We start from the raw sequence: 23,136 nt of genomic DNA, 5'->3' as shown, positions 1-23,136 counted from the left end.
GAAAACTCAAATAGTTTGGAGTAATAAATTATAGTTAATGTTATAATATAAAGTATACAACTTACGGCTATAATATGTTTTAACGATTAAATAAAACGATTTAATTTTAAGAGGTGTTTTTGTGGTAAAGATAGGTTTATGCCAAATGAAAGTTTTAAGTTGTTCTAAAAAAAGCAATATAGAAAAGGCAAAAAGCATGATAGTACAAGCTACAGATAAAGGGGCAGATATAGTAGTTCTACCTGAGATGTTTAACTGTCCTTATGACATCAAAAATTTTAGGGAATATGCAGAAGCAGAATATTGTTATGGAGATACCTTAAAAATGCTTTCCTCTGTATCAAGAGAAAAAAAGATACTTTTAATAGGAGGTTCTATACCAGAACTTGACCAGAAGGGGAATGTCTATAATACTTCCTTTGTATTCAATAAGGACGGAAATTTAATCGGCAAACATAGAAAAATGCATTTATTCGATATAGATATAAAAAATAAGATAACTTTTAAAGAATCTAAAGTTTTAACTCCAGGTAATAAAATTACAATAATAGATACGAAATGGGGAAAGATAGGTATAGCGATTTGTTATGACATAAGATTTCCTGAACTCATACGATTAATGGCTCTTAATGGTGCTAAAATAGTATTTATTCCAGCAGCCTTTAACATGACTACTGGTCCAGCTCATTGGGAACTTTTGTTTAGAAGCAGGGCAGTGGATAATCAAATTTATATAGCAGGAATATCACCTGCTAGAGATATAAATTATTCTTATGTAGCTTATGGACATTCCCTTGTAGTAAATCCTTGGGGAACAATAACAGATATATTAGATGAAAAAGAGGGAATACTAATATCTGAATTAGACTTAGACTATATAAATGATGTTAGGGAGTCTTTACCCATTATTAAAAACAGAAGAAAAGATATATATGACCTAACTCTTTTGCGCTAAAAGTTAATGAGTTGATTAATTTTTAAGCTGTGTGTTGTAATTCAATCAGATATAATGAAAAGAAATAAGTAACTTTTCGTTATATCTGATGAATAGGTGAATGTAAAATCTTAAATTATAGCTTTATGGTTTTGTCTGAAGAATTCATTTTTTCAACTATATCATACATATTAGTTATTTCACCTACAGATAATTTTTCTTTTAAGCCATAAAAATCAAGGCAAGTTCCGCAGCTGTATATATTTACTCCTTTTTTATCGAGCACTTTTAAATTGTCAATGCAATCGGAACCTTCTACTGTTAGTTTTACACCACCATTTAAAAATATTAAGTTAGTTGGAAGATATTCGCTTTCACTCAGCGCATATAGATAACTTTTCATTAAAGTGGTTCCAAGTTCATCATCGCCGAGTCCAAGTTTATTATTTGATATAACTATAGTCAGTTTTTGTTGATTAGACTCACATAGCTCACAATTACTAGCATCTTTTTTAATAGTTATATAGAATAGATCTTCCTTTTGTTCTACTTTAGCAGTAAAACTATTGTTCTTAGCAAACTTGCATACATTATTTTTTGAGACTTCATTGTCTACAACAACAGTAGCAGTTCCTTCTTCTATGGAATCAAAGTATTTTTTAGTATTTATTACTGGTTGAGGACATTTTAGACCTTTACAATTTATTATATGTTCCATTATTTTATCACCCCTTAAAATATCTATGTTTCACGATAATTATAACATAGTTGAAAATATGCAAATTATATTTTTTAGTAATATAAAGTCACTTGACTATCAAAAAAACTTATAGTATGGATATATATATTAATCAGAATATTACAACAAATACAGTATGACTAAAAATTTGTGGTATCATGATATACGATAATTATGTTTATTCGTTATATAAATAATAGAGTAAATATATTAAGGAAGGATTTTATGATGAAAGGGTTTATTTTTAATTCTACATTTATTTTCCAAATACTAGTTTGTATACTTGCATCTTACTACCTAATACTTTCTCTATTTGGATTATACAAAAAAAAGGATAATGGTGCTGAAAAATGCACACCTAAAAATACTTTTGCACTTTTAGTGGCAGCTCATAATGAAGAAATGGTAATTGCACAAATAATAGAAAGCTTAAAAGATATTGATTATCCTAAAAATATGTATGATATTTTTGTTATTGCAGATAATTGTGATGACAATACTGCATCTATATCAAAAAAGTATGGCGTTAATGTATACGAAAGAAAAGTTCCTGATAAAAAAGGAAAAGGTTATGCTCTTGAGTGGATGTTTAACAAAATATTTAAAATGGATCGTAAATACGATGCTATAGCTATCTTTGATGCAGATAATTTAGTTTCAAAAAATTTTTTAACTGAAATGAATTATAAATTGTGCAAAGGATATAAAGTTGTTCAAGGTTACATAGATAGTAAAAATCCAAATGATTCATGGATAACAGGTTCTTATTCAATTTCTTTCTGGTCTACAAACAGGCTTTTTCAACTTTCTAGATCAAATCTTGGATTGTCAACTCAAATAGGTGGAACTGGATTTTGTATGAAAACAGATATATTGAAGAAGCTAGGCTGGGGTGCTACTTGCTTGACTGAGGATTTGGAGTTTACATGTAAACTAGTATTAAATGGTGAAAAAGTTGGTTGGGCTCACAATGCAATAGTTTATGATGAAAAACCTTTGACCTTAAAACAATCTTGGACACAAAGGAAAAGATGGATGCAGGGGTTTACTGATGTTTCTTCTAGATTTTTCTTTAAGCTTATAAAAAAATCTATTGTAAACAGAAGCTTTACAGCATTTGATTGTGCAATATATACAATACAACCTTTTGTAACTTTATTACTAGGAGTTTCAGCACTGTTAACTGTACTGCAAAACAACAATCCACATGGCTTAAATATATTTGTTATAAATTCGATGTTTTCATCTATTGAATGGAAAATTTTCAGTATATTTCAGTTTTTATTTACTCCTTTAATAATGCTTTTAGAAAGTAAACTTTCTAAAAAAATGTTTTCTGTATTTGCACTGTATTCTTTAAATATAATTGTGCTTTCATATGTATTTACATCTCCAACTTTCTATGAAATGTTGATTGGAAATGTATTATATCTCTTAGTATTTTTAATAGGTGTATCTTTATTATGTGGTAAAAGTTGTTTTAAAGTATTTATATGGTATCTCTTATATGGTATATATACCTTAACTTGGATACCTATAACAATACAGGGTATATTGGACAAGAATAATAAAGAATGGAATCACACGAAACATATAAGACAAATAAGTATACAGGAAATGGAATAGTATAAATAATCCTTAATGACAACGTCATTGAGGATTATTTATATTGTATATAATTGATTTTTCTATTTTAGAAGAAAAATTTTCATTAATTGTGAGCTGTGAATTGTGAATTGAAGAACTTATAGGTAGGTGTTAATTATGGTGGAAAGATTACAAAAATATATGGCTTACTGTGGTATAGCTTCAAGAAGAAAATGTGAAAGCATAATATTACAGGGAAGAGTTAAAGTAAATGGAGAAACTATTAAAAGCTTAGGAACAAAAATTGATGACAAGGTAGACAAAATTACTGTAGATGATGTAAAAATTGAAAAAGAAAATAAAAAAGTATATATACTATTGAATAAACCTACAGGATATGTTTCTACAGTTAAGGATGATCGCGGAAGAAATACTATTTTAGATATTGTCAAAGTAAAAGAAAGAATATATCCAATAGGTAGGCTTGATTATAACACTTCTGGTATCATTATACTTACTAACGATGGAGAAGTGTACAATAAAGTAGCTCATCCTAAAATGGAGAAAAATAAAGTATATGTTGCAGTTATAAAGGGAATCCCTTCAAAGGAAGATATAGATAAATTTAAAAATGGAGTAAATATAGATGGCTATATAACAGCCAAAGCAGATTTTAATATACTTAACATAAATAAGAGCAAGAATAATTCCAAAGTTAGGATAAAAATACATGAAGGGAAAAATAGACAAATAAGAAAGATGTGTGATGCCATTGGCCATCCTGTAATATCTTTGACTAGAATTTCTATAGGTAACATAAATGTAGGAAATTTAGAAGAAGGAAAATGGAGATATTTGAATGAAGATGAGATAAAATATATAAAAAATTAAATTTGTGTATTGCTTTATTCCTAATAAAAGTATCAATTATTAAGGAATATACAAAAAATTAAGGGAAAAATTAGATAAACAAATGAATAATCTATTGAAAATTTGGTCAATAGATGTTAAACTGAAGTAAATATTGCAAGAATTATAGCAATGAAAGAAAGGAATGAAGCAAATGGAGAATGTTGACAACCAGGACCTGATAAGAACAATTCAAGTTAAATTTCCTAGATTGAGTAAAGGCCAAAAATTAATAGCTGAATATATATTAAAACATTATGATAAAGCTGCTTTTATGACAGCTGCTAAATTAGGTGTGAGTGTAGGCGTAAGTGAATCAACAGTAGTTAGATTTGCAAATGAACTTGGATTTTCAGGATATCCTAAATTGCAGAAATCTCTTCAAGAACTAATAAAGAATAAATTAACTACAGTACAGAGAATTGAATTGTCAAATGATTTTGTAAGCCAAGAAAGTCCATTAAAAAGTGTTTTAAAATCAGATATGGAAAACATAAGAGCTACATTAGAAAAGATAAATCATAAAACTTTTGACGATGTAATTGCAAACATATTTAAGGCTAAAAAAATATATATAATAGGTCTTAGAAGTTCCACTGCAATTGCAGATTTTTTAGGATTTTATTTAAATTTGATATTAGATAATGTAAAAGTTGTTGGATATGGAATAAGTGATATTTTTGAACAGATGATAAATTTAACTGGAGATGATTTAGTAATAGGTATAGGATTTCCAAGATATGCAGTAAGAACTATTGAGTCTCTAACATTTGCTAAAAGTAGAGATGCAAAAGTAGTTGCTATTACAGATAGCCTTCTGTCACCACTTGCAGCAAGAGCAGATTACACATTAATAGCCCAGAGTAATATGGCTTCTTTTGTGGATTCACTAGTTGCACCTTTAAGTGTAATCAATGCTTTAATCGTAGCTGTAGGTATGCAAGAAAAGGATAAAATATCTTCTACTTTTTCAGATTTAGAAGACATTTGGAAAGAGTATCAAGTATATTCTTTTAGAGAACAAAATTAAAGATGAATTTTCTACAAGGGACGAATTTATTTTGAATTTGTCCATTTTAGATTAGGCATTTGAAAGAAAATAAGGTGTGTAGATTAATGTCAAAAGTAATAGTAATTGGTGGTGGCCCCTCTGGTATGATGGCAGCCATAAATGCAGCAAAAAATAATGATGTTGTTTTAGTTGAAAAAAACAACAAGTTAGGTAAGAAAATGTTTATATCCGGAAAAGGAAGGTGTAATATAACCAATTCAAAAGATATAAGTGAATTTTTTGATTACATTCCTCGAAATCCGAATTTCTTATACAGTTCTCTTTATTCGTTTACAAACAATGATACTATAAATTTTTTCAATAACTTAAAAGTTAAATTAAAAGTTGAAAGAGGAGATAGAGTTTTCCCTGAATCTGATAAATCTTCAGACTTAATTGGTGCTATGGAAAAAGAATTGCTTAGAAAAAAGGTTGTTATAAAATTAAACTCCCAGGTTATCAAATTTATCTGTAGAGAAAATCGTATAGAATCAGTTCAGCTTCAAGATAACTCCATAATGAAAGGCGACTATTTTATATTGTGTACAGGGGGAATGTCTTATCCCCAAACCGGTTCTACCGGGGATGGTTATAAAATGGCAAAAGATTTAGGTCATACTATAACACCTATAAATCCCGCTTTAGTACCAATAGAAATAAGTGATGATTGGATCAAATCTCTTCAGGGACTTTCTTTAAAGAATGTAGAGTTAAGTATAATAGATCCTAAAAAAAATACATTATATGAGGAATTTGGAGAAATGTTGTTTACCCATTTTGGCATCTCTGGGCCTATAGTATTAAGTGGAAGTAGAGTTGTAGAGAACAAACATAATTTAAAGGCAGTTATAAATCTAAAACCTGCTCTTAACTTTGAAGAATTAGATAAAAGAATACAAAAGGATTTTTTTAAGTATTCAAATAAAAGTTTTAAAAATTCCCTAGATGACCTGCTTCCTAAAAAATTAATAGATGTAATTGTAAATTTGAGTAATATAGATCCAAACAAAAAAGTTAATTCTATAACAAAACTTGAAAGACATACATTAGTAAATTTGCTTCAAAATTTATCAATGAATATAAAAGGACTTCGCCCTATAGCTGAAGCTATAGTAACTTCTGGCGGTATAACTGTTAAAGAAATAGATCCGTCTAATATGAAGTCTAAAATAGTTCCAAACTTATATTTTGGTGGAGAAGTAATAGATGTAGATGCTTATACTGGAGGATTTAACATGCAAATTGCTTTATCTACCGGTTTTTTAGCAGGAAATGACATTGGGAATATTTAAGAAAATAACTAATTTTATATAAGATCATAAAATAAAGGATTTTATAGTTTTATATAGAATTATAATAGAATGTAGATATATAAATTTTTATCCTTATATTGACTATTTTAAGAAAGGCGGAATAATATTTTGAAAATATCTGTAGCAATAGATGGACCTGCAGCTGCAGGTAAAAGCACCATAGCAAATATCGTAGCCCAAAAATTTAATTTTATGTACATAAACACGGGAGCTATGTATAGAGCAGTTACTCTTATGTGTATAAGACAAAATATAAGTTACACAGATGTAAATAGAGTATGTGAAGTCACAAAATCTCTTAAAATGCATTTTGAAGGAGAGAAGTTAATTGTAAATGGGGAAGACTTAACAGAAAGTATAAAGCATCCTACAATAAGCAATACTGTATCTAATTATGCTGCAATTTCTGATGTTCGAAAATTACTTGTAAAGTTGCAACAGCAGATGGCAGGAGAATATAATGTAATTATGGATGGAAGAGATATTGGAAGTGTTGTTTTAAAAAATGCACCTTTGAAATTTTTCTTAACTGCTAGTCCAGAGGAAAGAGCTAAAAGAAGATATAATGAACTGAGTGAAAAAAATATATCTGTAAACTATGACGAAATACTAAATGATATAATTAAAAGAGATCATATAGATTCACATAGATCCTCTTCACCTTTTGTAAAGGCAGAAGATGCTGTAGAGATAGATTCATCTTTTCTCTCTCTTTCTGAAGTTGTACAAATAATTTCATCCTATATAAAAAAATATATTGAAGAACATAGATAAAATAATTAAGGTGATAAAATTGAACATTATTTTAGCAGACAAATCCGGATTTTGCTTTGGAGTAAAAAGAGCTGTAGACGAATCTTTAAAGGTTCAAAAAAAATTTAATAAAAAAATATATACTTTAGGTCCTTTGATTCATAATAGTGATGTAGTAAATAAATTAAAGGAAAAAGGTATATATCCTATAGAAATAGATAATATAGATAATCTAAGGGAAGATGATGTGGTTATAATACGTTCTCATGGTGTTCCCGAAAAAATATTTTTTACTTTAAAAAATAAAAAAATAAACATAGTAAATGCAACTTGCCCATATGTTTTAAATATACAAAGAAAAGTACAAGAATATTATAAATTAGGGTATTCTATATTAATAGTAGGAGATAAAAATCATCCTGAAGTAATTGGAATAAATGGATGGTGTGAAAATAAAGCTTTAATATCTAAAGATGGCACCAATTTAGAAAAGTTACCATCAAAACTGTGTATAGTTTCTCAAACTACAGAAAAACAATCTAACTGGGAAAAAGTGCTTAGTATAGTGGCTAAAAATTGTAAAGAATTTATTGCTTTTAATACTATATGCAGTGCCACAGAATTTCGTCAGAAGGCAGCAGCAGATATTTCTAAAGAAGTAGATATGATGGTAGTAATAGGTGGTAAAAACAGCTCTAATACTACTAAACTTTATGAAATATGTAAAGATAACTGCAATAATACTATTTATGTTGAAAATTCAGGAGAAATACCTGATGATATAAGTAATTGTAATAAAATTAAAACTATAGGTGTTACAGCAGGAGCTTCAACACCAGATTGGATAATAAAGGAGGCAATTTTAAAAATGAGTGATGACAAAAATTTAGAACTAAATGAGCAACTATCTTATATGGACAAAAATGATACCCAAATAATATTAGGTGAAAAAATTAAGGGTACAGTAATATCTGTAAATCCAAAAGAGGTTTTTTTAAATATAGGATATAAATCAGAAGGTGTACTTCCAAAACGTGAAATAACAAAAAATGAAAGTGACAACTTAGAAGAATTAATTCATTGTGGAGATGAATTATATGTTAAAGTAATAAGAAGACAAAATGAAGATGGATATGTGGTATTATCTAAGATAGAATTAGAAAGAGAAAATGCTTATAAAGAATTAAAGGAAGCTAATGGAAATAGTCAGGTATTAAAGGTTATTGTAAAAGAAGCTGTAAATGGAGGTCTTGTTGCCAATTACAAAGGTGCTAGGGTATTTATACCTGCTTCTCATGTAGAATTATATCATGTAGATGATCTTTCACAATATGTAGATAAAGAGCTTGATGTAACTATAATTGAATTTAAAGAAGAAAAGAAAGGTACCAGAATAGTAGCTTCAAGAAGAGACCTTTTGAGAATGGAAAGAGAAAAAATGGAAGAACAGACTTGGAATGTGCTTGAAAAAGATACTGTAGTAGATGGTGAAGTTAGAAGATTGACTGATTTTGGCGCATTTGTTGATGTACAAGGAGTTGACGGGCTTCTACATGTATCTGAACTTTCCTGGGGAAGAGTTGGAAAACCAAGTGATGTTTTAAAAATCGGAGATACGATTAAGGTTTATATCTTAGACATTGATAAAGAAAAAAAGAAGTTATCTTTATCTTTAAAAAAGCTCATGGAAGATCCATGGATCAACGTAGACATAAAATATCCTGTTGGCAATGTAGTTCTTGGTAAAGTAGTTAGGTTTGCAAATTTTGGTGCATTTGTTGAATTAGAGCCAGGTGTAGATGCATTAGTTCATATATCACAAATAAGCCATAAGAGAATAGATAAACCAGAAGATGTACTTAAAATAGGTCAGGAAATAAAGGCTAAGATCCTTGAAGTAAACAAAGATAGCGAAAAAATAGCTTTAAGTATAAAAGAAGTAGATGAAATCTAAGCTAAGTATTTTTAATTTACTACCCTGAAGTAAGGATTAGAAAATAGAAACTTTGTGTAAATTCTGATTTCTTATACAATATACATAGAAAATGGGAGCAATGTTTAATTAAATAGAGCTATTGCGAACTAGTGTTTTATAGCCATATTTATATTGACTTTTCTCTTATTTTTGATAAAATTTAATTGTTGTATTTTTTTCTAAGGGGGTAAGTTGAAGCATGCATGAATTAGGAAGACATATTTTAGCAGAAATTTATGGATGTGATGCTAAAATATTAAATAATAAAGATTTTATAGAAAAAATTATGATTGATTCTGCAATAAAGGCAGGTGCCGAAGTTAGAGAAGTTGCTTTTCATGAATTTAAACCTCAAGGAATAAGTGGAGTAGTAATAATATCTGAATCCCACTTAACTATTCACACATGGCCTGAACTTGGTTATGCTGCTGTAGATGTGTTTACTTGTGGAAGTAGAATAAATCCTTGGGATGCATGTAATTATATGACTGAAAAGTTTCATGCCAGAAATATGACAGCAACTGAAATAAAGAGAGGTATATTTGAGCAAGTTGTAGAAGTAAAAGCTTCAAATATATAAGAGATCATCACCTGAGATGGTCTCTTTATATATTTGACCAAGATTTATTTTAAATTTATACTTATATTAAATAACAATCCTATGGGGAAAAATAGAGTATGTATAAATGCGTAAAACTAACAAATAAGAATCTAAAGTATTTTAGGGAGTTAAACAATAAAAGATATTTATTTAATCCTGTAAATGAGGATTTTTTTAAAACCTATGATAGGTATAATTTTGCTAAACAGCTAATTTTAAGAAGAAGGGTAAAACTTATTAAAAAAGATTTACACTATATAGGCTATATTTGGTCTGATGTCTCTTATAATAAGATGTGTACTATAAACGCCATGAATGTATTATGTAACTGCATTGCCCCAGATAATTTGCCTTATAAGTATCTAATAAACACTATAAAAGAGCCTTGCACTATAAAATATATATGTCAAAACAATAATTATAATTTCAATTTATTAAAAAGTATTGGATTTAAAAAAGGAGAAGGAACTTTAACCCTTTATAAAAATTTACTTGAAAATATACCCTTAATTTTTGACGAAAAACTTCAATTCAAAATATTTGAAAAGGGAAAAGATGAACAAAAAAGATGTGAAATACAAAATGAAATATTTAAAACTGATACTAGAGTCCCTTTGACTTTAGAGGATATATATTTTGATGAAGCTCAAGATTACTATTTTGAAAAAGGGGCAATTTTTCTAAAGCAAAATGATGAGTATATAGGTTATGGGCAAATTGTAATGGAAAATGATATACCTGTTATAGTGAATTTTGGTATATTAAAAGAATTTAGAGGGAAAAAATATGGTAAGGCACTGCTAATCTATCTTTTAAAAATAATGTACTGTAGTGGATTTAATAGAGTAATAATAAAAGTAAAAAGTTCTAATTATATAGCCTTACAATTATATACTAACATGGGATTTCGTATTGAAAGTGAGAGGTATAACTGGACATTGGATAAAAAAAGTTTCCATAAATAATTATGGAAACTTTTTTATAATTTATTTTATAACTTTTTGATACTCTTCTATTGCTACTTTGAGAAGGTCCATAGCATCTTTTAAATCATCACAATTTAAACAATAAGATATTCTCACTTCATCTTTTCCAAGACCAGGAGTAGCATAGAACCCTCCTGCAGGTGCTACCATTACAGTTTTACCATCTTTATTAAACTCAGTTAATAAGTATTTAGCAAAATCTTCTGCATCTGGGACAGGTAACTTAGCAACTATGTAGAAAGCACCTGTCGGCTTTTGACATACAACTCCAGGTATTTTTTTAAGACCATCCATAAGTATGTCTCTTCTTTTTTGGTACTCTTTTCTAGTTTCAATGAAGTAACTTTCTGGAGTATCTTTTAGAGCCGCAGCACCTACCTGTTCTACTGTAGGTACACAAAGTCTAGACTGGCATAATTTCATTATGTTATAAATAAGATTCTTATTCTTTGAAGCTACAAGACCAATTCTTGCACCACAAGCACTGTAACGCTTTGATATACTGTCTACAATTATTACTCTGTCTTCAATATCCTTCAAAGTAAGGGCTGAAGTATATTTCAATCCATCATATACAAATTCCCTATAAACTTCATCTGCAATTAAAAATAAATCATGTTCTTTAGCTATATCTCCAAGCATCCTGAGTTCTTCTGCAGTATACACTGTTCCAGTTGGATTTCCTGGATTTGAAATCATAAGAGCACGTGTTTTATCAGTTATTTTACTTTCTATTACTTCTTTAGGTGGCAAGTGAAATCCGTCTTCAGCTTTTGTTAAATAAGGAACCATTTTAGCTGAAGCTACTTGTGCGAATCCATTATAATTTGTATAAAAAGGCTCAGGTGAAAGTATTTCATCACCAGGATCACATAAAGTCATAAAAGTAAGCATTATGGCTTCACTTCCACCATTAGTTATCAAAAGTTCATCTTTTGTAAATTCTGTACCCCATTTTTTATAATATTCTATAAAACTTTCTTGAAGTGCATCCATTCCTTGTGATTCAGTGTATTTAAGTACATTTTCCTTAAAATTTGAAATTGCCTTAAAAAATATGTCAGGAGTAAGTACATCGGGTTGTCCAATATTTAAGTGATAAACTTTTGTCCCTCTCTTTTTAGCTTCAGCTGCATAAGGTGTCAATTTACGAATAGGTGAAAATTGCATATTTAAAATTCTGTTTGATAATTTCATATAATTTATCCTCCGACTATTAATTTTAACCGAGCTAAAGATAATTTAAGTTAAAAATTTCTATTTAATTAAGCTTTCTGTAGGAATGTGCATTGACTTAAATTGAAACATACTTTCATAATAAGTACTTCTAAAATAACCTCTATCCCCAATGCAATCAGCCCTTAGCTTATTTTTTCTCTCTTGCAGTTTTTCAAAATCTTTTATATCATACATATTATCCACTCCCTTAAGAGAAGTTTAACCTAAAGGGAGTGTTTTTATTCATATATTAATAGTATTTAGCAAGAACTTTTCCCAATCTTTTGATTCCTTCAACGATTTTGTCTTCAGACATACATGAGTAGTTTAATCTAAAGTGATTTTTATGCCCACCATTTGGGAAGAAAGGACCTCCAGGAACATAAGCAACATTTTCTTTTAGAGCTTCTTTTAATATTTCAGCAGAATCTAAACCTTCTTTTAAATAAACCCAAGTGAAAAGTCCTCCATAAGGATTTGTGTGTTTAACTTCTTTTGGAAAATACTTGTCCATACTTTCCAGCATAAGCTTTCTGCGTTTTCCATATACTTTTTTAATTTCTTCCACATGTTCATTTAAATCGTACTTTTGCATAAAAAGTGCAGCTGCTCTTTGATCTAAAGTACTACACTGCAAGTCTACACCTTGTTTTATAATAATATATTTTTCAAGTATTTCAGGTGCAGCACATATCCAACCAAGTCTCAAACCTGGGCAAAAAGTTTTAGAAAATGTTCCAAGGTATATTACCCAGCCATCTTTATCAAAACTTTTTATAGATGGATGTGTAGTGCCTTCAAAAATAAGTTCTCCGTATGGATTATCTTCAATTACAGGAACTTGATATTCTTTAGCAAGTTCTGCAATACGCTTTCTTCTATCATCTGACATAGTTATTCCTGTTGGATTTTGAAAATCTGGAATTGTATAAATCATTTTAACTTTTTTATTTTTCTTTAATTCTTCTTCTAATTTTTCTATTATGATACCATGTTCATCCATCTCTATTTCAGTAAAATTAGGTCGATAAGCTTTAAATGCACCAATAGCACCTAAATAACTTGGGCTTTCACATATTATAGTATCTCCCTCATTTACAAATATCTTAGCTGAAAATTCAATTCCTTCTTGAGATCCAGATGTTACAATTATGTCATCTCCAGTTACATCTACACCTTCACGAGACATTCTCTGCTTTGCTATTATATCTCTTAAAGGCTTAAAACCTTCTGTTGTACTATATTGTAATGCAACTTGTCCATCCTTTTCCAAAACCTCTTGAGTAACTTTCTTCATTCCGTCTACAGGGAATAATTCCGGTGCTGGTAATCCTCCGGCAAAAGAAATGACTTCAGGCATCTCTGTTAATTTTAAAAGCTCTCTTATTTCAGATGCTTTTAAACCATTTGCCCTTTCTGAAAAATTTATTTTCATAAAAAAACCCCCTTAAGTAAATATTTTGTCATATAAATATCTATTTATCGCCACCTTATAAATAGATATATTACAATAATATAGTTTTTGAATGATTTTTTCAATAAAAACTTTATTATTATATGATTCTGAATATAAAATCTATTTGGTAAAAGTATATTCTTGATAATTTAGTGTGCCTTTAAGTTTTTAGTTCTTAATCCAGCAGGAAGCGAAATATAAATGGATTCATATAATATATTAAAAAATAAAAATTATGAGGATTAAATAAAATTTCTATATATATGGATATAGCAATATGAAAAGCCTCATCGGAAATTATGCCACTGCTGTATTTAGATTTTATACTAAGCAGAACATGTCAGTGGATAAATAAAAGGAAAAAATATATGATAAAGCATTTGATATATGTTGAAAATAAATTAGAAAAATGAAGGGGATGTTTAAAATGTCAAATGAAGCAGGAAAAGTTTTTCTATATGATTTAGTTCGCACTCTTAATAAAAAATATGACCATGAAACAGAATTAAGGAATAGAATAAATCAAGCTAGTAAGCTTATAATTGAATATTTTGATATTCTTCAACAAAATTTAAAAAATATATGTGAAATTTCTAATGGAGACATTAAGATAGAATTAAATGAATCTAATGACATTATTGCTAGAATTAAAATATTTAGCGATGAACTAATATTTAAAAGAGAAAAAAATATGATAGACGTATTGATGAAAGGAACCGCTATAAATGGTGATTCTAAAGATATTAGAATCACTTATATTGACTGCCAACCTGATGAAGTTAATATTAATTTTAAAGTAATGGATGATATATTAAAACAGGCATTTAAAGATGTGGTTGAAAACATTAAAAAAGAGCTTAAATAAGCTCTTTTTTAATGTTTAAATAAATGAATACCCTAGAGATAGTTCAATGGATTAATAATTTAATAAAGATACTTCAAATGAATTATGTTTATTTTCAGTTGCTTATTATGTTATAATACAGTGTAAAGCTAAGACTATCGGAGGTTATAATACATGATAAATAACGTAGAAAAAGCAACTAAAAATTTCTTTATAGAAACCTGGGGTTGTCAGATGAATGAAGAGGATTCTGAAAAATTATCTGGCATGTTAAAAAGATTAGGATATAAAAGAACAGAAGATAGATCTTCTGCGGATTTAATAATATTCAATACCTGCTGCGTAAGAGAAAATGCAGAATTAAAAGTATATGGAAATCTTGGAATGCTCAAAAAGCTAAAGATTAAAAATCCAAATCTCATAATAGCCATATGTGGATGCATGATGCAGCAAAAAGACATGGCAAAAAACATAATCAAAAGATTTCCTTTTGTAGATATAATATTTGGGACTCATAATTCTTATAAATTTCCTGAATACTTAAATAGAGTTCAGCAGGAAAATACATCTGTAATTGAAATACAAGACAAAGAATCCGGAATCGTAGAAGGGCTTCCAATAGATAGAGAAAGTAATGTAAAAGCCTTTGTTACAATAATGTACGGATGTAATAATTTTTGTACCTACTGTATAGTTCCCTATGTAAGAGGAAGAGAGAGAAGCAGAAAACCTGAAGATATTGAAAAAGAAATAAAAGAGCTAATTTCAAAAGGGTATAAAGAAATAACCCTCCTTGGACAAAATGTAAATTCCTATGGTAAGACTTTAGAGCCTAAAGTAAGTTTTAGTGATCTCTTGAGAAGAATTAATTCTATAGATGGTGTTGAAAGAATTAGATTCATGACATCCCATCCTAAAGATTTAACTGAAGATGTAGTAGATGCCGTAGCTGAGTGCAATAAAGTATGTGAGCAAATACATCTTCCAGTACAATCGGGTTCAACTTCTCTTTTAAAAAAAATGAACAGAAACTACTCAAAGGAAGGGTATCTAAATCTTGTTAAAATGATAAGAGAAAAAGTGCCTGATGCCGCTATTACTACAGATATAATAGTTGGTTTTCCTGGTGAGACGGAAGAGGATTTTGAAGAAACATTAAATCTTGCAAGAGAAGTACAGTATGATTCAGCATTTACTTTTATATATTCAAAAAGGAAAGGCACTCCTGCTTATGATTTTGAAGATCAGATTCCAGAAGATATAAAACATGAAAGATTTAATAGACTTGTTGAAGTTATAAATGAGTCCTCTGCTAGAAAAAACAAAGCCTATGAGGGAAGAACGGAAGAAATATTAGTAGAGGGTACAAGTAAAAATGATAATACAAAACTTACAGGTAGAACAAGATCAGGTAAGCTAGTAAACTTTGAAGGTAATAAAAAAGATATAGGCAAATTAGTTAAAGTACACATAACAAAAGCAACTTCTTTCTCACTTTTAGGTGAGGAAATACAGTAGCAAGGAGGACAGTAAAGTGGCATTAACTCCAATGATGCAGCAGTATATGGAAGTAAAAGAAAGTTATAAAGACTGTATACTGTTTTTTAGATTAGGTGATTTTTATGAAATGTTTTTTGAAGATGCAAAAATAGCATCTAGGGAACTAGAATTAGTACTTACAGGTAGAGATTGCGGCTTAAAAGAAAGGGCTCCTATGTGTGGAATACCCTATCATGCCGCAAATTCATATATAGGAAGGCTTATAAACAAGGGATATAAGATAGCTATATGTGAGCAACTAGAAGATCCAGCTCTAGCAAAAGGTATAGTTAAAAGGGGCATAATCAAGGTTGTAACTCCTGGGACTTATACGGACTCTACTTTTTTAGAAGAAAATAAAAATAATTATATAGCGTGTTTGTACATAGATACCAAGACAAATATTTCTGCATTGTGTTTTGCAGATGTGTCCACTGGAGAATTCAATTGTACGGACACTCCTTTTAATTTATCTATAATTTTAGATGAAATATCAAAATACTCTCCAAGTGAACTAGTGATTCAAGGTAGTATAAGTGCTGATTTATTGAATAAAATGAAGGATATTTTTAATGGCTCATTCACTAAATTAGATGAAAGCTATTTTGCAGACGAAACTAAAAATATATTAGAGGATCAGTTTGAAAATTTTACAGGAGAAAATTATAGTAATGAAATTATAAAATGCTGCGGCTCACTACTAAAATATATAAGGGAAACTCAAAAGAATGATCTATCTCATATAAATAAATTTTCCTATTACAATATAGTAGATTATCTCACTATAGATGGGAATTCCAGAAGAAATTTAGAAATTACAGAAAGCTTAAGAGAAAATAATAAAAAAGGATCTCTCCTCTGGGTTATAGATAAAACAAATACATCTATGGGAGGGAGACAGCTTAGAAGATGGCTGGAACAGCCCCTTATAAATAAGGTTAAGATAGAAGAAAGACTGGATTCTGTAGAGGAAATTTCAAATAATATATCCTATCATGAAGATCTAAAAGAGGCTTTAAAAAACATATATGATATTGAGCGATTAGTTGGAAAAATATCTTCTAAAAGTGTAAACGCAAAAGAACTAAATTTTTTAAAAAATTCTATAGAAAAAATACCTGAAGTAAAATCCATACTATCCAATTTTCATACAAAATTATTGAAGGATATGTACGAAAACTTGGATGAACTAAAGGACATATATTCACTTTTAGATAAATCTATATTAGATAATCCTGCAATATCTTTAAAAGAAGGTAACCTTATAAAAAAGGGATATAACAGTGACATAGATGAACTTAAAGAAATAAAGGCTCACGGTAAGGAGTGGATAGCTTCTCTTGAGAATTCAGAAAGGGAAGTTACTAAAATAAAATCTCTTAAAATAGGTTATAATAAAGTATTTGGTTATTATATTGAGGTTACTAAAAGTAATTTAAGTCTTGTACCAGAAGGTAGATATATAAGAAAACAAACTCTTACAAATGCAGAAAGATACATAACTCCTGAATTGAAAGAAATGGAAGATAAAATATTAGGTGCAGAGGAAAAACTTATAAATCTAGAATATAGTGTCTTTATAGAAGTAAGAGATAAAATAGAAAATGAAGTAGACAGAATGCAAAAATCCGCTAAAATAATTTCAGAAGTAGATTGCTTAAGCTCCCTTGCAAGAGTTGCTATAGAAAATAATTATTGTAAACCTGAAATAACAAATTCAGATAACATAATTATAGAAGAAGGTAGACATCCTGTAGTAGAAAAGATGATTGACTCTGGAGAATTTATATCAAACGATATAAACATAGATACTGGTAAAAATCAACTTCTTTTAATAACAGGGCCTAATATGGCAGGCAAATCTACCTACATGAGGCAGATAGCTTTGATCGTTATAATGGCCCAAATTGGTAGCTTTGTACCGGCAAAAAATGCTTCTATATCTGTTTGTGATAAGATATTTACAAGGATAGGTGCATCAGATGACCTGGCATCAGGAAAGAGTACCTTTATGGTGGAAATGTGGGAGGTTTCCAACATACTTAAAAATGCAACTAACAAAAGTTTGATTTTACTGGATGAAGTAGGACGTGGAACAAGTACTTACGACGGCCTTAGCATAGCCTGGTCAGTAATAGAATATATATGTAAAAACAGCAAACTAAAATGTAAAACCTTATTTGCAACCCATTATCATGAACTAACTAAATTAGAAGGTAAGATAGATGGAGTCAAAAATTACTGTGTATCCGTTAAAGAAATGGAGGATAATATAGTTTTTTTGAGAAAAATTATAAGAGGAGGAGCCGACCAATCCTACGGCATAGAAGTTGCAAAGCTTGCAGGGCTTCCAGAAGAAGTTTTAAAAAGAGCAGGAGAAATACTAAATAGCCTTGAAAGTAAAAAGCTAAAAGAAAATAAATGTGTTGATTCTGAAATTGCATTAGATTCAGAGTATTCAATAAATGAGAAAAAAGCACCTCTTAAAAATGAGGAGATGATTAAAGAAAAAGCTCCTATGCTTGAACCAACCAGACAATTAGGATTTTCAGATATAGAAAAGACAAATTTAGTAAAAGATATTACGGATATAGATATACTAAACATGACTCCTATGGACGGATTTAATAAACTTTATGATATAATAAGAAGAGCAAAGTCCATAAGATAAAACTTAGTCATAAGGAATGATGTACGGTGAAAAGAATAAATTTACTTGATGAAAATACTTCAAATAAAATTGCCGCTGGAGAAGTAGTTGAAGGCCCTTCATCTGTAATAAAAGAACTGCTTGAAAATAGCATAGACTCTGGAGCTAAGAACATAACTATAGAAATAGAAGAAGGTGGAGAAAAATCCATAAAAATAATAGATGATGGATGTGGAATACACCCTTTGGATATAAAAAAAGCCTTTATGCCTCATGCCACAAGTAAAATAAGCACTGTAGAAGATTTAGATAAAATAAGTACTTTAGGATTTCGTGGAGAGGCTCTATGCAGTATAGCTTCCGTATCAAACACCATACTTAAAAGTAAAGCAGAAGGCTTTGATGTGGGAAATGAAATAATTATAAGTGGTGGAGTCTTAAAGGAAACTCAAGAAATTGGCTGTAACAAAGGGACTACAATTTTAGTAGAGGATTTATTTTTCAATGTACCTGCCAGGAAAAAATTCTTAAAATCCCCAAGTAGGGAAGCAGCAGGTATATCGGACATAGTAACAAGACTTTCTCTTGCCAATCCGAATATATCCTTTAAATTTTTTAAAAATGGCAAAAAGGCTCTTACAACTTATGGTACAGGAAAAGTGATGGATGTTATACGATGCGTATATGGGAAAAATATATATGAAAACATAATTCCTGTGGAAAAGCACAGCGATATTATTTCAATTTGTGGATACATAGGTAACTCCGAAATAAGCAGGGGAAGCAGAAATAACCAAAGTATATTCATAAATAAGAGGTATGTTAAAAATAAATCCATAACTTCCGCTGCAGAGCAGGCTTTTAAATCATTCTTAACCATAAATAAGTTTCCTTTTTTTATATTGTTCATAGACATATTTCCCGAATTTGTAGATGTAAATGTTCATCCAGCCAAATGGGAAGTTAAATTCAGCGATTCCAGAATGGTATTTAAATTTGTATTTGATGCAATTCATGAAGCTTTAAGGGAAAGCTTAAAAGATTCCTTTACCATTGATTTAAAGGAAGATGATTTAAAACCCAAAAAAACTGAAACTGAAATTAAGGAAGTTCAAATACCAATAGATTTGAAATCTCCAAATGAGGGGATTTATATAGAAAAAAATGGATCTAGCTTATTTAAAAAAAGTAAAGAAAACTCAAATAAAAATGAATTTATAAAAGAACCTAAGGTATCTTTTACTGCTAAGGAAAATGCAGTATCTAAAAATAAACAAGAAGAACCTAGAGTTGCTAAATTTCAGCCCCTTAGGATAATAGGACAATTTCATAGTACTTATATAATAGCAGAAGATAGCAGTAATCTTTATATGATAGACCAGCATGCAGCCCATGAAAAAATTCTCTTTGAAAAATATAAAAAGAGTATACAAAAAGGAATGGTATTATCTCAAGTTTTAATAACTCCTGTAATAATGGAACTTACAATTAAAGATTATAATTGTTTTATAGAAAATAGAGATTTATTTAAAAAAACTGGTTTTAATGTAGAATTATTTGGAAATAATACAATAAGTATAAGAGAAGTACCTATGATACTTGGAAAACCCGATATGAAAAACTTATTTATGGATATATTAGATAATTTAAAAAACATGGGATCAGGCGATACCTGGGAAGTTAAATACCTTTCACTTGCAACTCTTGCCTGTAAAGCCGCCATAAAGGCAAATGCTAGCATTTCAGAAATAGAAATGAATCATTTAATTGAAGAGCTGCGCTTTATAGATGACCCATTTAACTGTCCCCACGGAAGGCCCACTATAATAAAACTTACATTAAATGACCTGGAGAAAAAATTCAAAAGAATACAATGAGGAGAGACATGAAAAACTTATTTATACTTTCGGGACCAACTGCAGTTGGGAAAACCAATATATCTATAGAACTTGCTAAAAAATTAAACGGTGAAATAATATCTGCAGATTCCATGCAAATATACAAGTATATGGATATAGGTTCTGCTAAAGTTACAGAAGATGAAATGCAGGGCATTACCCATCACTTAATAGATTTTATTGAACCAGATAAGAATTTCAACGTATCTGAGTACAAAGTCTTAGCTGAAAATGCAATAGATGAAATATGTAAAAAAGATAAACTTCCTATGATAGTAGGTGGTACTGGACTTTATATAAATTCTCTCATTTTAAATTACAATTTTACAGATGCAAAAACAGACAAAAGTTATAGAGAATACTTGGGAAATTTAGCAGAAGAAAAAGGGAAGGAATACGTACATTCCCTTTTGAAAGAGGTAGACATAGATTCTTACAAAAGATTATATCCAAATGACTTAAAAAGAGTTATACGTGCCCTGGAAGTGTATAAACTCACAGGAAAAACTATAAGTGAGTACAATGCAAATACTAATTTATATGACATACCTTATAACATATATTATTTTGTACTCACTATGGATCGGGCTAAATTATATGATAGAATAAATAAGAGGGTAGATTTAATGATGGAAAATGGCCTTATAGATGAAGTTAGAAGATTAAAATCCATGGGATATACTCCTGATATGCAATCCATGAAGGGTATAGGCTATAAGGAAATTTTAGATTATTTAAATGGAAATTCTACCTTAGATGAAGCTATCTACTTAGTAAAAAAGGGAAGCCGGAATTATGCTAAAAGGCAGTTAACCTGGTTTAGAAAAGATAAAAGGGCAATTTGGATAAATAAGGATAATTTTAGTTGTGACGAAGACATTGTAGAACATATAATAAACGTCTTTAATATAATGAAAATTTAAATTCATTATATTGTATGAATATAAATAAAAGTTACGGAGGGTGAGAACTATGAGTAAAACAGCTAATAACTTACAGGACATATTTTTAAATGGGGCAAGGAAAAATAAAATTCCAGTTACTATATACTTAACAAATGGATTTCAAATTAAAGGAAATGTAAAGGGTTTTGACAACTTTACTGTTATAATGGATTGTGATGGTAAACAAATGATGGTATATAAACATGCGATTTCAACTATGACACCTATAAAATGCATTTTATTTAACAACTTTTCAGGAAATGAGCTATAGGGGGAATGGACATTTGTCTATTCCTTTTTTATATGTTAATATGACATTTAGTACACATACATTTAGGAGGTAATATTTTTGCTAAATATAACAAAAAAAGTACTTAAAGATAAATATAAAATAAGCGATAAGGTAATTGATTTATACGAAAGAGCTTTAAATGATGTGAAAGACCAATTTCAATACTATGATGAAATAAGGGAATTCAATCAATTAAAAGTTTTAAATGCACTGCAAGAAGAGGGAATAAGCGAATCCCATTTTACAAATTCATCTGGATATGGATATGGAGATATAGGTAGAGATTCATTGGACAAAGTCTATGCTAGAATATTCAATTCAGAAAGTGCCCTTGTAAGGCCTCATTTTGTAAATGGAACTCATGCTCTTGGCTGTGCACTTTTTGGAAACTTACGCCCTGGAGATACTATGCTTTCAGTATGCGGTGATCCTTATGATACCCTTCATGAAGTAATTGGCATAGAAAACAAGGGTTCGGGTTCTCTTAAAGAATATGGAGTAAATTATGAACAGGTAAATTTAACTGATGATAACAAAATAAATTTTGAAGACATAAAAAAACATCTTGAAAATAATCATACAATAAAATTAGTACATATTCAGAGATCTACAGGTTATGGCTGGAGAAAATCTCTTCTTATATCTGAAATCAAAGAAATTATAGATTTTGTTAAAGGTATAAACCCTAATGTAATATGCTTTGTAGACAATTGTTATGGTGAATTCATAGATACCATAGAACCTACAGATGTAGGAGCTGATTTAGTAGCAGGTTCACTTATAAAAAACATAGGTGGTGGAATAGCACCAACTGGTGGATATATAGCAGGAAAGAAGGACTGCGTTGCAAAAGCATCTTACAGACTAACTGTACCTGGAATAGGTGGCGAATGTGGTTCTACTTTTGGAGTTATGAGGCTTTTATATGAAGGTTTATTTTTTGCACCTCACGTTGCCATAGAAGCACTAAAGGGAGCTATATTCTGTTCTAGAATAATGGAACTTGCAGGATTTGAAGTACTTCCTAAATATACGGATAAAAGAAGCGATATAATACAGTCTATTAAGTTTAACGACAAGGAAAAGCTTATAAATTTCTGTCGCGGAATTCAAAAGGGATCTCCTGTAGATTCTTTTGCCCAGTGTGAACCTTGGGATATGCCCGGATATTCAGATCAGGTCATAATGGCTGCTGGAGCTTTCATACAGGGAGCTTCTATAGAGTTGTCTGCAGATGCACCTATAAGAGAGCCTTATATAGGTTATCTGCAAGGCGGACTTACTTTTGACCATGCTAAGATTGGAATATTGATAGCTCTGTCAAATATATTATAGAAATGCGTATGATATAAGTATTTAACACGTAAAATTCACTATTTTATGTGTTAAATACTTTTTTTAGTGTGCATAGTGTACATTATGGCATATAAAATCTAGTCATAATGTG

Annotated in this window: 20 protein-coding genes; 16 read left to right on the top strand and 4 right to left on the bottom strand. The window is 29.7% G+C overall.

The genetic code is table 11. From position 1 onward, the window contains the following. Window positions 1–121 precede the first annotated feature (121 nt). The gene (locus tag CLAU_RS01065) at window positions 122–955 is read left to right on the top strand and encodes a carbon-nitrogen hydrolase family protein (protein WP_013238789.1); all 834 of its coding nucleotides are present in this window, start codon (window positions 122–124) and stop codon (window positions 953–955) included. Window positions 956–1,070: 115 nt separating this feature from the next. On the opposite strand, the gene yedF is transcribed toward CLAU_RS01065, so the two are convergent. After that, window positions 1,071–1,652 carry a sulfurtransferase-like selenium metabolism protein YedF gene (yedF, locus tag CLAU_RS01060; RefSeq protein WP_013238788.1) on the bottom strand — a complete coding sequence of 194 codons (582 nt, stop codon included), beginning with the start codon at window positions 1,650–1,652 and terminating at the stop codon, window positions 1,071–1,073. A gap of 249 nt (window positions 1,653–1,901) precedes the next feature. Here yedF and CLAU_RS01055 point away from each other — a divergent pair, with 249 nt between their 5' ends. The 8 genes from CLAU_RS01055 (at window position 1,902) to CLAU_RS01020 (ending at window position 10,827) form a co-directional block, all read left to right on the top strand. After that, window positions 1,902–3,299: a glycosyltransferase family 2 protein gene (locus CLAU_RS01055; protein ID WP_029170034.1), complete on the top strand. Its 1,398-nt coding sequence runs from the start codon at window positions 1,902–1,904 to the stop codon at window positions 3,297–3,299. A gap of 138 nt (window positions 3,300–3,437) precedes the next feature. Beyond that, window positions 3,438–4,151, top strand: coding sequence for a pseudouridine synthase (locus CLAU_RS01050; protein ID WP_023161723.1), 714 nt, complete (start codon window positions 3,438–3,440; stop codon window positions 4,149–4,151). 172 nt (window positions 4,152–4,323) lie between these two features. Beyond that, window positions 4,324–5,199 (top strand): MurR/RpiR family transcriptional regulator, encoded by an 876-nt coding sequence (locus CLAU_RS01045; protein WP_013238785.1) that lies wholly within the window; start codon window positions 4,324–4,326, stop codon window positions 5,197–5,199. A gap of 86 nt (window positions 5,200–5,285) precedes the next feature. Continuing rightward, window positions 5,286–6,512, top strand: a complete 1,227-nt coding sequence (locus CLAU_RS01040) for a BaiN/RdsA family NAD(P)/FAD-dependent oxidoreductase (RefSeq protein WP_013238784.1) — start codon at window positions 5,286–5,288, stop codon at window positions 6,510–6,512. Window positions 6,513–6,641: 129 nt separating this feature from the next. After that, the gene (gene cmk / locus CLAU_RS01035; RefSeq protein ID WP_013238783.1) at window positions 6,642–7,307 is read left to right on the top strand and encodes a (d)CMP kinase; all 666 of its coding nucleotides are present in this window, start codon (window positions 6,642–6,644) and stop codon (window positions 7,305–7,307) included. 19 nt (window positions 7,308–7,326) lie between these two features. Then, window positions 7,327–9,240: a bifunctional 4-hydroxy-3-methylbut-2-enyl diphosphate reductase/30S ribosomal protein S1 gene (locus CLAU_RS01030; RefSeq protein WP_023161722.1), complete on the top strand. Its 1,914-nt coding sequence runs from the start codon at window positions 7,327–7,329 to the stop codon at window positions 9,238–9,240. A 220-nt stretch (window positions 9,241–9,460) separates the two neighbouring features. After that, on the top strand, window positions 9,461–9,841 hold the full coding sequence (gene speD / locus CLAU_RS01025) for an adenosylmethionine decarboxylase (RefSeq protein WP_013238781.1): 381 nt from the start codon (window positions 9,461–9,463) through the stop codon (window positions 9,839–9,841). A 98-nt stretch (window positions 9,842–9,939) separates the two neighbouring features. Next, window positions 9,940–10,827: a GNAT family N-acetyltransferase gene (locus CLAU_RS01020; RefSeq protein ID WP_023161721.1), complete on the top strand. Its 888-nt coding sequence runs from the start codon at window positions 9,940–9,942 to the stop codon at window positions 10,825–10,827. 21 nt (window positions 10,828–10,848) lie between these two features. On the opposite strand, the gene CLAU_RS01015 is transcribed toward CLAU_RS01020, so the two are convergent. Genes CLAU_RS01015 through CLAU_RS01010 form a run of 3 tightly spaced genes read right to left on the bottom strand, consistent with a single transcriptional unit; the run spans window position 10,849 to window position 13,501 of the window. Further along, on the bottom strand, window positions 10,849–12,045 hold the full coding sequence (locus CLAU_RS01015; protein WP_023161720.1) for a pyridoxal phosphate-dependent aminotransferase: 1,197 nt from the start codon (window positions 12,043–12,045) through the stop codon (window positions 10,849–10,851). A gap of 60 nt (window positions 12,046–12,105) precedes the next feature. Further along, on the bottom strand, window positions 12,106–12,261 hold the full coding sequence (locus tag CLAU_RS20810) for a hypothetical protein (protein WP_013238778.1): 156 nt from the start codon (window positions 12,259–12,261) through the stop codon (window positions 12,106–12,108). Between the two features lie 55 nt (window positions 12,262–12,316). Continuing rightward, a complete protein-coding gene (locus CLAU_RS01010) occupies window positions 12,317–13,501 on the bottom strand; it encodes an aminotransferase-like domain-containing protein (protein ID WP_013238777.1) in 1,185 nt (394 codons plus the stop codon). Window positions 13,502–13,949: 448 nt separating this feature from the next. Here CLAU_RS01010 and CLAU_RS01005 point away from each other — a divergent pair, with 448 nt between their 5' ends. The 7 genes from CLAU_RS01005 (at window position 13,950) to CLAU_RS00975 (ending at window position 23,024) form a co-directional block, all read left to right on the top strand. Then, complete coding sequence (locus tag CLAU_RS01005) at window positions 13,950–14,387, top strand: hypothetical protein (protein WP_013238776.1); 438 nt, start codon at window positions 13,950–13,952, stop codon at window positions 14,385–14,387. A gap of 153 nt (window positions 14,388–14,540) precedes the next feature. Further along, complete coding sequence (gene miaB / locus CLAU_RS01000) at window positions 14,541–15,884, top strand: tRNA (N6-isopentenyl adenosine(37)-C2)-methylthiotransferase MiaB (protein ID WP_023161719.1); 1,344 nt, start codon at window positions 14,541–14,543, stop codon at window positions 15,882–15,884. A gap of 16 nt (window positions 15,885–15,900) precedes the next feature. Then, a complete protein-coding gene (gene mutS, locus CLAU_RS00995) occupies window positions 15,901–18,576 on the top strand; it encodes a DNA mismatch repair protein MutS (RefSeq protein WP_023161718.1) in 2,676 nt (891 codons plus the stop codon). 26 nt (window positions 18,577–18,602) lie between these two features. Continuing rightward, complete coding sequence (mutL, locus tag CLAU_RS00990; protein ID WP_023161717.1) at window positions 18,603–20,432, top strand: DNA mismatch repair endonuclease MutL; 1,830 nt, start codon at window positions 18,603–18,605, stop codon at window positions 20,430–20,432. Between the two features lie 8 nt (window positions 20,433–20,440). After that, entirely contained in the window at window positions 20,441–21,376 is a 936-nt protein-coding gene (gene miaA, locus CLAU_RS00985) for a tRNA (adenosine(37)-N6)-dimethylallyltransferase MiaA (RefSeq protein ID WP_013238772.1), read from the top strand. 49 nt (window positions 21,377–21,425) lie between these two features. Then, entirely contained in the window at window positions 21,426–21,668 is a 243-nt protein-coding gene (hfq, locus tag CLAU_RS00980) for an RNA chaperone Hfq (protein WP_013238771.1), read from the top strand. A 78-nt stretch (window positions 21,669–21,746) separates the two neighbouring features. Next, window positions 21,747–23,024: a methionine gamma-lyase family protein gene (locus tag CLAU_RS00975; RefSeq protein ID WP_013238770.1), complete on the top strand. Its 1,278-nt coding sequence runs from the start codon at window positions 21,747–21,749 to the stop codon at window positions 23,022–23,024. The last annotated feature ends 112 nt before the right edge of the window (window positions 23,025–23,136 follow it).

It is taken from the genome of Clostridium autoethanogenum DSM 10061 (assembly GCF_001484725.1).
Classification (GTDB): domain Bacteria; phylum Bacillota; class Clostridia; order Clostridiales; family Clostridiaceae; genus Clostridium_B; species Clostridium_B ljungdahlii.
This window is presented reverse-complemented; position numbering and strand designations above follow the sequence as displayed.